The 8,801-nt window shown below is 31.4% G+C and carries 11 protein-coding genes and 2 pseudogenes; 2 read left to right on the plus strand and 11 right to left on the minus strand.

The annotated features are described in order from the left end of the window. Nucleotides 1–142 (plus strand): annotated as a pseudogene (locus METFODRAFT_RS11975) (IS701 family transposase); the annotation flags it as partial. 28 nt (nucleotides 143–170) lie between these two features. On the opposite strand, the pseudogene METFODRAFT_RS11590 reads toward METFODRAFT_RS11975, so the two are convergent. The 6 genes and pseudogenes from METFODRAFT_RS11590 to METFODRAFT_RS08575 form a co-directional block, all read right to left on the minus strand. Beyond that, nucleotides 171–272: pseudogene (locus tag METFODRAFT_RS11590) on the minus strand (acylphosphatase); the annotation flags it as partial. A 60-nt stretch (nucleotides 273–332) separates the two neighbouring features. Further along, nucleotides 333–971: a metallophosphoesterase gene (locus METFODRAFT_RS08555; protein WP_007045198.1), complete on the minus strand. Its 639-nt coding sequence runs from the start codon at nucleotides 969–971 to the stop codon at nucleotides 333–335. Between the two features lie 133 nt (nucleotides 972–1,104). Next, nucleotides 1,105–1,323, minus strand: coding sequence for a class III signal peptide-containing protein (locus METFODRAFT_RS08560; RefSeq protein ID WP_048115809.1), 219 nt, complete (start codon nucleotides 1,321–1,323; stop codon nucleotides 1,105–1,107). Between the two features lie 207 nt (nucleotides 1,324–1,530). After that, a complete protein-coding gene (locus tag METFODRAFT_RS08565) occupies nucleotides 1,531–1,818 on the minus strand; it encodes a transcriptional regulator (protein WP_007045200.1) in 288 nt (95 codons plus the stop codon). A gap of 80 nt (nucleotides 1,819–1,898) precedes the next feature. Continuing rightward, complete coding sequence (locus METFODRAFT_RS08570; protein ID WP_007045201.1) at nucleotides 1,899–2,432, minus strand: hypothetical protein; 534 nt, start codon at nucleotides 2,430–2,432, stop codon at nucleotides 1,899–1,901. A 311-nt stretch (nucleotides 2,433–2,743) separates the two neighbouring features. Further along, nucleotides 2,744–3,847 (minus strand): pyridoxal phosphate-dependent aminotransferase, encoded by a 1,104-nt coding sequence (locus METFODRAFT_RS08575; protein WP_007045202.1) that lies wholly within the window; start codon nucleotides 3,845–3,847, stop codon nucleotides 2,744–2,746. 306 nt (nucleotides 3,848–4,153) lie between these two features. Between METFODRAFT_RS08575 and METFODRAFT_RS08580 the strand changes: the two genes are divergently transcribed. Beyond that, a complete protein-coding gene (locus tag METFODRAFT_RS08580) occupies nucleotides 4,154–5,374 on the plus strand; it encodes a methionine adenosyltransferase (protein WP_048115812.1) in 1,221 nt (406 codons plus the stop codon). A gap of 3 nt (nucleotides 5,375–5,377) precedes the next feature. Here METFODRAFT_RS08580 and METFODRAFT_RS08585 read toward each other — a convergent pair whose 3' ends face one another. From METFODRAFT_RS08585 to METFODRAFT_RS09750, 5 genes are all read right to left on the minus strand, one after another. After that, nucleotides 5,378–6,097, minus strand: coding sequence for a hypothetical protein (locus tag METFODRAFT_RS08585; protein WP_048115814.1), 720 nt, complete (start codon nucleotides 6,095–6,097; stop codon nucleotides 5,378–5,380). A gap of 34 nt (nucleotides 6,098–6,131) precedes the next feature. Then, on the minus strand, nucleotides 6,132–6,911 hold the full coding sequence (truA, locus tag METFODRAFT_RS08590; RefSeq protein WP_007045205.1) for a tRNA pseudouridine(38-40) synthase TruA: 780 nt from the start codon (nucleotides 6,909–6,911) through the stop codon (nucleotides 6,132–6,134). A 218-nt stretch (nucleotides 6,912–7,129) separates the two neighbouring features. Beyond that, the gene (gene comE / locus METFODRAFT_RS08595) at nucleotides 7,130–7,693 is read right to left on the minus strand and encodes a sulfopyruvate decarboxylase subunit beta (RefSeq protein WP_007045206.1); all 564 of its coding nucleotides are present in this window, start codon (nucleotides 7,691–7,693) and stop codon (nucleotides 7,130–7,132) included. Between the two features lie 9 nt (nucleotides 7,694–7,702). Next, nucleotides 7,703–8,365: a HisA/HisF family protein gene (locus tag METFODRAFT_RS08600; RefSeq protein ID WP_007045207.1), complete on the minus strand. Its 663-nt coding sequence runs from the start codon at nucleotides 8,363–8,365 to the stop codon at nucleotides 7,703–7,705. 66 nt (nucleotides 8,366–8,431) lie between these two features. Further along, the coding region (locus METFODRAFT_RS09750; protein WP_007045208.1) for a hypothetical protein at nucleotides 8,432–8,801 on the minus strand (370 nt) is incomplete at its 5' end.

An 8,801-nucleotide genomic window follows, 5' to 3' on the forward strand; every position in this document is an offset into this window, starting at 1 on the left:
GCTATGAGGGCTTTCTTTATTTTAGAGAAATTAGAATCGATAAAAGATTACTTGGTATGAGTTTAGAAGAGAACTAAATCGAATAGCCGTTGGGAATGCCATAATCTCTTTATGTAAAGAAACTGGTTTATTGTTAATCTAAGTATTTAAATGTATTTGCGAAAGTCCTATTTAATATATTTAACCCCTTCATCTAACTTTTTATTCAACTCCAATAAGTCATCCGCAGAGATTCTATTTAATCCTTTTGGAAATTCAATGTATTGTTTTAGTATTTAATTTTTGATATTTATTAATTTCGAAATCTTATTTTCACTCAATTTTAAAGTTTTTTATAACTCCATAATCTCTAAATATTTAGTTTTCGTATCAAACACAAAAAATGCATCTGGAGATGGATTTACAATTAAAGTTTCTCCAATCTTATCTATACACCTACTCTCATGGATATGCCCACATGCGCAGAGGGTTGGTTGATGTTCTTCAATAATTTTCCTTACACTTTCACTTCCTACATGTAAATCTCCAACTCTATCAGCCATTGTATCCTTTGGTGGAGCATGGGAAACTAAGATGAAGTTGTTTTTTAGTGTATTTTTATCAATGTTTTTTATTCCCTTTAGAAATTTGTTGAATAACTCTTCATCTTCATATTCATTTGGTGTATTAAATGGAGTTCTGTTACTTCCCCCAATTCCAACGAACTTTATTCCATTGATTTCAACGCATTCTTCATCAATGTTTAGGTTGTATTTGTTTAGTTTTTCTATTGCTTCTTTTGTGTCACAATTTCCTGGAACTGTTAAGACCTTAACTTTTTCATTAACACCTCTTAAAAGGTCAATTATTCTCAAATTCCTCCCAAAGTGAGTTATATCTCCCGAAATTAATATAATATCTGGTTTATAGTTTAAAATTTTATCAAAATTTATGAATTTCTCATGTAAATCAGTAAAACCAATTATTCTCATCTTTGACACCACATGTATTTAAATTCATAGATTAAATTTGGTATGATAAAAATTTATACACATTAATTTAATATATAAAAATTTCTTGGGAATTGGTATTTCCATAAAATAAAAATTAAAAAATAGAAAGAATTTAGATTGTTGGTAGTTTGCCTGTTGCGTTCTCTGCAACTTCTCCTAATTTGTTTACAGTTGCATTTGCCTGTTCTCCTGCTGACTTTGCACTCTCTTTAACTCTTGTTGTGTAGTAGTATGCTACTATAGCAGCGACTGCAACTGCTGCTGCAACTAAGATCCCAATCTCCATTGAAACTTGCCCTCTTTTAGACATTAATTTTTTTACTAATTTCATTTACATCACCCATTCCATATTTTTCTGGGAACTACTTACAATATATATTATTGTGTCAAAAAACTATATATATTTTCCCATTACTTTGCATCACAAAGCAATATCTTAGCAAATCTTTTAGTACTATTGTTGGTTGATCCCAACCCCTCTAAATACAATAGTTAAATATTGTATTTTAGGTATTTATATTTTACTGTTAATGCGTATTTAGCAGTCATAATTTTCTTTTTCTTTTGATAGTTGTAAAATTTCATAGATATAATTTTTAAATGCTCCCCTGCCTTTGTTGGTTATCTTAATCAGCGTTTTCACCCTCCCATTTATTATTGATTTTTTTTGCTCTATAAATCCAACTTCTTCCAACTTTTTCAGATGATGTTCCAAGTTCCCATCTGTCAACCCCAACCGCTCCTTCAGATAATTAAAATCACAGTACTCCAAACCATACAATACCGCCAAAATCCTAACCCTAACTACAGAGTTGAATATACTCATGATTTCCCATCTATTCTTTTTTAGCATTATCAAAAAGCAAATTCTGCTAAAAACTGGACCACTATACTATGAGTTCTTATCTATTCTTTTTTAGCATTTATCAAAAAGCAAATTGCTGCCAAAAACTGAACTAAAGCAAGAATCAAAAACTGGCAATTGTAGTATATAATCATTGGAATTGAGGAGAGCATTATTAAAATGCCTAAAAACTGTCTTTTCCTCGATTTGAACAAAACCCCCTCAATACTTAACAAAAAACCAAACATGACTGCAACAACTATACCCATAATTTTTGGATATACATTTAATGCAATAATGGTCGAGATGACAATTGCAAGCATACCATAAACAACAATTCTTTCAAAAATTTTGTCAAAATACGATTTAAACTTCTTATACATTTTTTCCTGCCTAATAATTAGTATACCACCGATTATTGTTAGTAGTGGAACTGCAAAGAAGACGTTGATGGATTCATTTACTATTGCAACGTGTACTAACACGAACACCAAAGAACTTAAAAAATAGGATATGAAGTAAACTTTGTTTTTGTATTTGATATCTTCTGAACTGTAACTTTTTTCAGTTAGTTCTAAGATTTCTTTAATGTCCATAAATCCCACCACTCTTTTGTGGAAGTTGCGTTTGATAAGTTGTTCTGCGAATTTATGCCAATACCCAACACAATAAAAATTTTTGAAAGAATAATGAAACATATTTTAATTGAGAATTATAACGAAGTTTGAAATTTTAAATAGGTTTGTAATTTAATCACATTGTGCATAACAAATCTGTTCATTTTAAGGAATCTGAGGTAAACATATGTTACACATGTTATACATATATAATATTACTTACGTACTATATATATGATACTGAAAAATGTGGTGAAAAAAGAATATGTAATCTCAGTTTGGTGTAAAATCTAAAATTCGATAAATTCTTTTATTCTTTCCATCCCTTCTTTTATTTTCTCATATGAGTTTGCATAAGAGATTCTTATATGATTTTTTCCAACACTTCCAAAGCCTATGCCTGGAACAGTGGCAACCTTTTTTTCCTCGAGTAGTTTGGTTGAAAATTCCCTTCCATCCATACCTACATCAGGGAAATAATAGGCAGCAACAGGATTGTTCACCCTCCAACCGAAGGATTTGATATACTTCAAAACCAATCGTCTTCTCCTATCAAATTCTTTAATCATATAATCCCTTGCTTTTTTAACATTATCATCAAAAACTTTTAACGCCCCATATTGGGCAAAAGTTGTTGGTGCAATGAATAAATTCTGTTGTAGTTTTAGAACGGCGTTTATAATTTCCCTATTTGATATAACATAACCTATCCTCCACCCAGTCATAGCGTAGAGTTTTGAGAATCCATTGACTATAATGGTTTTTTCTAAGTTTTCATCAAGTTCTATTGCAGATACGTGTTTTCCTTCATAAACAAGTCCTGAATAAATTTCATCAGATATCACATATGGGACGTTTTCATAAATTTCTTTAAAAATTTCCTTTGAAACAACCTCTCCCAGTGGATTTGATGGGGAATTTACTATAACTGCTTTTGTTCTCTTACTTATATAATTCTCAATTTCCTCAAAATTGCAATAAACTGGAATTCCCCCGCAGAACTTAATAATATTTTTATAACATGGATAGGAGGGATTCTGTATTAAAACCTCATCCCCTCTATCTATTATTGATGAGATTGCAAAAAACAAACCTAAACTTGAACCTCCAGTTATTATAATATTGTTTGGAGAAACATCTACACCATATTCTCTTTTATATTTTTCAGAGAGTTTTTCTCTCAACTCATAAATTCCTAAACTATCTGTATAGTGAGTTTTGCCATCTTTTAAAGCATCTAAACATGCATCAACTATTGGCTTTGGTGTATCAAAATCCGGCTCCCCAATTTCTAAATGAATAACATCTTCCCCTCTTCTCTCCATGTCCTCACATTTTGCTAAGATATCCATAACTTCAAAAGATTCAAAATCCATAACTCTTTCTGAAAGCATGATATCACTGCATGTATTTTATTATTTGAAATTTTAGTATGATCTGCGACTAATTTAAACCTAAGTTAAATCTATTTCGCAGGATGGCATGCAATTTGAAATCAATATAACTAAAAACATTAAATTTAAATAATCTTATACCATTTATAATTGTTTGCTAAATTTTTTATAATTAATTTTTAACAAGTTTTAAATTAGCAAAGAATTCTTTCAAAATTTGGATAAGTAGGATAATAGAGTAAAATTTAAATGTGTTTTTCTCATATGTTAATAAAACATCATTTAAAAAACAATGAAGGTGATGGAATGAGGAATATCATTGTGAAAAAATTGGATTTACAACCAGTAGAAGAAAGACCTGTAGAGATCGTAGAGAGGAAGGGATTGGGGCATCCAGACAGTATTTGTGATGGTATAGCAGAGAGTGTAAGTAGGGCATTGTGTAATATGTACAAGGAAAGATTTGGGACTGTTTTACACCACAACACAGACCAAGTTGAACTTGTAGGTGGGCATGCCTATCCTAAATTTGGCGGAGGGAATATGGTAAGCCCAATTTACATTTTATTATCTGGAAGGGCAACAATGCAAATCCATGACAAAGAGAAGAATGAGATTATAAAACTTCCAGTAAGTACTGTTGCTGTAAAGGCGGCAAGAGAATATTTGAAAAAGATTTTAAGAAATGCGGATATTGATAAAGATGTTGTTGTAGATTGTAGAATTGGGCAAGGTTCCATGGATTTGATTGATGTTTTTGAGAGGCAGAAGAATAAAGTTCCACTTTCAAACGATACATCATTTGGAGTTGGATATGCACCATTATCAACAACCGAAAAAATTGTCTTGGAAACAGAGAAATATTTAAATAGTGATGAATTAAAGAAAGAACTTCCAGCAGTAGGAGAAGATATAAAGGTTATGGGATTGAGAGAGGGTAAAAAAATAACATTGACCATTGCAATGGCAGTTGTGGATAAATATGTGAAGGATGTTGAAGAGTATAGAAAAATTATTGAGGACGTTAGAAGTAGGATTGAGAAAATTGCAAAAGAAATTGCAAAGGATTATGAAGTTGAGATTCACATCAACACCGCTGATGATTATGAAAGAGAGAGTGTATTTTTAACAGTTATTGGAACATCAGCAGAGATGGGTGATGACGGTTCAGTAGGGAGAGGAAATAGGGTTAATGGTTTAATAACACCATTTAGACCTATGAGTATGGAAGCGGCAAGTGGTAAAAACCCAATAAACCACGTAGGGAAGATTTACAACATATTGGCTAACTTGATAGCAAATGACATTGCAAAATTAGATGGTGTTAAGGAGTGCTATGTAAGAATATTGAGCCAGATTGGTAAGCCAATTGACCAACCAAAGGCATTGGATATTGAGATTATTACTGAAGAAGGATACAAATTAGAGTATATCGAACCTAAAGCAAAAGAGATAGCAAACAAATGGCTTGACAACATCATGGAAGTTACAGAAATGATTATAGAAGGAAAGGTGACTACATTCTAAATTTTAATCAATTATATTGAATCTTCTCCTTATTCCCTCATATAAGTCAATAACATTTCCATTCAAAAATGCAGACATTGTATATATAACTCCAGGGGGAAGAATATTTGTTGGTGTCCCTCTCCTTACAAAATAAGCCCCATCAAATCCCAACAAGCCCCCAAATATCATTCCTGCTAATTTTGGAAGTTCCTTAAGTTCTTCGAAAGTTATAACTACAACAGGGTCATCTGTTGAAACACCAACATATCCAACACCATGAATCTTTTTTGGTTTATTTGATACGGATGAAGAGGCATCGTATCCAAACTTTTTTCCAATTTCCTCAACAAACAATGCCATTTCATTAACAATATCTTCTCCTCCATAAGTATCAAATGAAACAATTAATGCATCTCCATATTTAGAACCTGCCTTTGCAATAGCATAAGAAACCCCCTCTCCTGCATCCTCTGGATTCTCTGAGATTCCATTTAAATCATCAAAACCTTCAGCATGTTTTTTTAATATGTCAATGATTATTTTATTTGTCTCCTCAATTAAATTTTCTGGAACAAAGGAGGTTATAACAATATCATCACCAGTAACATTTGTTAATACTGCCTTAACTCCAATTTTTGAGAGTTTCCTTTTTATCTCATAATCTATCTTCTCATTTACCTTTGGATTTGTTGAGACGTCATTTGAGGACACATCAATCCCTATTGCCGAAATGTAATACATAATATCAACCATTTTTGTTTTATTAGAATTTAGTTTATTTGAAAAAATTTAACATACTCTTACAAATGCCCATTTTCATTATACTCTTTTTATATTCTTCTTCCCACTCTTCTCTAAATTTCCTCAAAACATAATCATCATATATATATTCAACATCAACCTTTGCCTCAATTAAAATTAATCCCTCTGCTGGTGCTGGAGGAACCCCCTCTCTATAGTTTACGTCTAAAAGTTTATCAATCCAATCAACTGGCTTTTTTTTACTTCCCACATAGGATAAAGCAGTTACTATTTTCCTAACCATATTCCATAAAAAACTCTCTCCAATAACATCAATAGTTATGAAATATTCATTTGCATCTATTTTAATGTTGTAAATTGTTCTTATTGAACTTCTTTCTTTGCTCCTATCTTTTTTTGATAAATTGTGGAAGGAATGTGTTCCTATTAATTTTTTGGATGCCTCTCTAATTAATTCAATGTTGTAATTTTCATTTGGCAAAATATACCTATAATGCCTATACTCTACATTTGGAATTTCATCTATCTCCCTATATCCCAAAACCCAAATACCTTTCCCTCTCAATTTTGAATATATGAATGACAGAATTGGCTTTTTATTTAATTCAACAACAACAAAATTTCCTAAGGCAGAGACACCCTTATCTGTCCTTCCCCCACTGAATATAATCTTCTCTTCCTTTAAATAACCACATTCTTTTAAGGCATACATTAAAACATCAACAACAGTGTTTCTGTGTGGTTGAGATTGGGAGGAATACCTTCCATCATAAGCGATTTTTAGAATATACATGAAATCACCAAATTAAATGATTTTTTGCAATTTTGGGATATATTAGTTGTTAGTGAATTTTTTTGAACATTATTTGGCATAATGAATTTCTGAAAGAACATTAAAACCATTTTTAAAATTTTAAATAAAGATTATTTAACCTTTAATTTTCATGGTGGTTATGTCCATTTATTAACGCGAACAATTATATAGTTCAATTTAAAATTTTCCTAAATATTTTAGTTTTTACTAAAACTCTTCATAAACCTATACTTTATAACCACGGGCGGGATGTCAATGTCCTTAACTTTCTCATTATATGGAATTGCCTTTGCAATGATGACCTTTAATTTATTCTCCTTTAATGCCTTTTTAAAAACCTCTTCCAACTCTTCCTCAGTTTCCACAGTTACTGCATCAATACCACATGCCTTAGCAACCTTTTCCAAATCTGTGTTTGTTGTGTGCGTTGGTTGATTTCCAGTTGAACCATAAGCACTATTATCAACAATAACGAGAACCAAATTTTCTGGTTTCATGTAGCCAATTGTGGATAAAGAACCCATGTTCATCAAAACTGAACCATCTCCATCAATTACAACAACCTTCTCTTGTGTAGATAAAGCCAATCCCAAACCAATTGATGAAGCCAATCCCATAGAACCGAGCATGTAGAAATTTCTATCCCTATCTTTAACATGATACAACTCCTTGCTTGGAAATCCTATATTGCTTATAACCAACTCATCCTCTACATGCTTCATCAATATTCTAATGATGTCAATCCTTCTCATCGAACTCATATTATCTCCTCAATATTTTTCAATTAACTCTCTCAAATTTAAAATACCTTTATGGATGGCAGTGGCTATTAAAATTCCATCAACTCCTAAATCATAGGCAACCCTAATATCATCCTCGTTTTTAATTCCACCACCAATATAAATTGGATTATCTACTTTGTTTATAATATTTTTTATCAATTCGACATTTATCCCTCTTTGAGTTCCAACTGAAGAGATATCCAATATTATTAGTGGTGTTTTTTCATTAACATAACTCAAAATCTCATCTAAATCATAGTTCATCAATTTTCCATCTTTAAAATCCAAACTTAAAATAATATCATTTTCTTTTAATAAATTTAAATCTTCTAATGTTTCCGTTCCAATAATTACCTTATCGCAAATTTTTAAAACATTTTGTAAATCATTTTTATCCTTAATTCCCGCATCTACGATTTTGTTCATATCTATTTTTTTAATTATCTCAAAATTATCTCCTTTCCCCATTATGGCATCCAAATCAGCAATATATACTGTTTTTGCTCCGTTTTCTTTATATTTTTCTGCTATTTCTATGGGGTTGGAGGAGTTGCATAGAACGGATTTTAGGGGTTTGTAATCCTCTCTCTTCCCACTTTTTCCATGGACTGCTAAACCACCCATAACATCCAAAACAGGGATTATCTCCATAATTTCACCAATTGCAGAGATTTTTTAAATTCTTAATTTGTTATGCATATATTACTGACAGTGTGATTACGAGAATCCTTTCTTTATTAGCTCTTTACTGCACTCTTTAATCACTTCATAGAATGATAATCCATATTTGTGGCTTAAATATTCTATACAGTTTGATACCATTGCTATAAACCTAACAAACCCAATATTGCTCTTTTCAGACGTTAGGTAATTTCCCTCAACATCTAAAATCGATTTATCTCTTCTATGCTTTTCTTCTATCTTTGGTCTCTTCATATACTCGCTTATTATGTTCTCTGCCTTCTTTTTATGGTTTGTAGAGACCAGATACTTAGGTTTTTTCTGATTTTCCATCAACACTGCAACGATTTTAACTCTACCAACATCGGGAATATTGACCACTTTCTCGGATAATCTAAACTTTATT

Origin of the sequence: Methanotorris formicicus Mc-S-70 (genome assembly GCF_000243455.1) — an archaeon.
GTDB classification, from domain to species: domain Archaea; phylum AGJL01; class Methanococci; order Methanococcales; family Methanococcaceae; genus Methanotorris; species Methanotorris formicicus.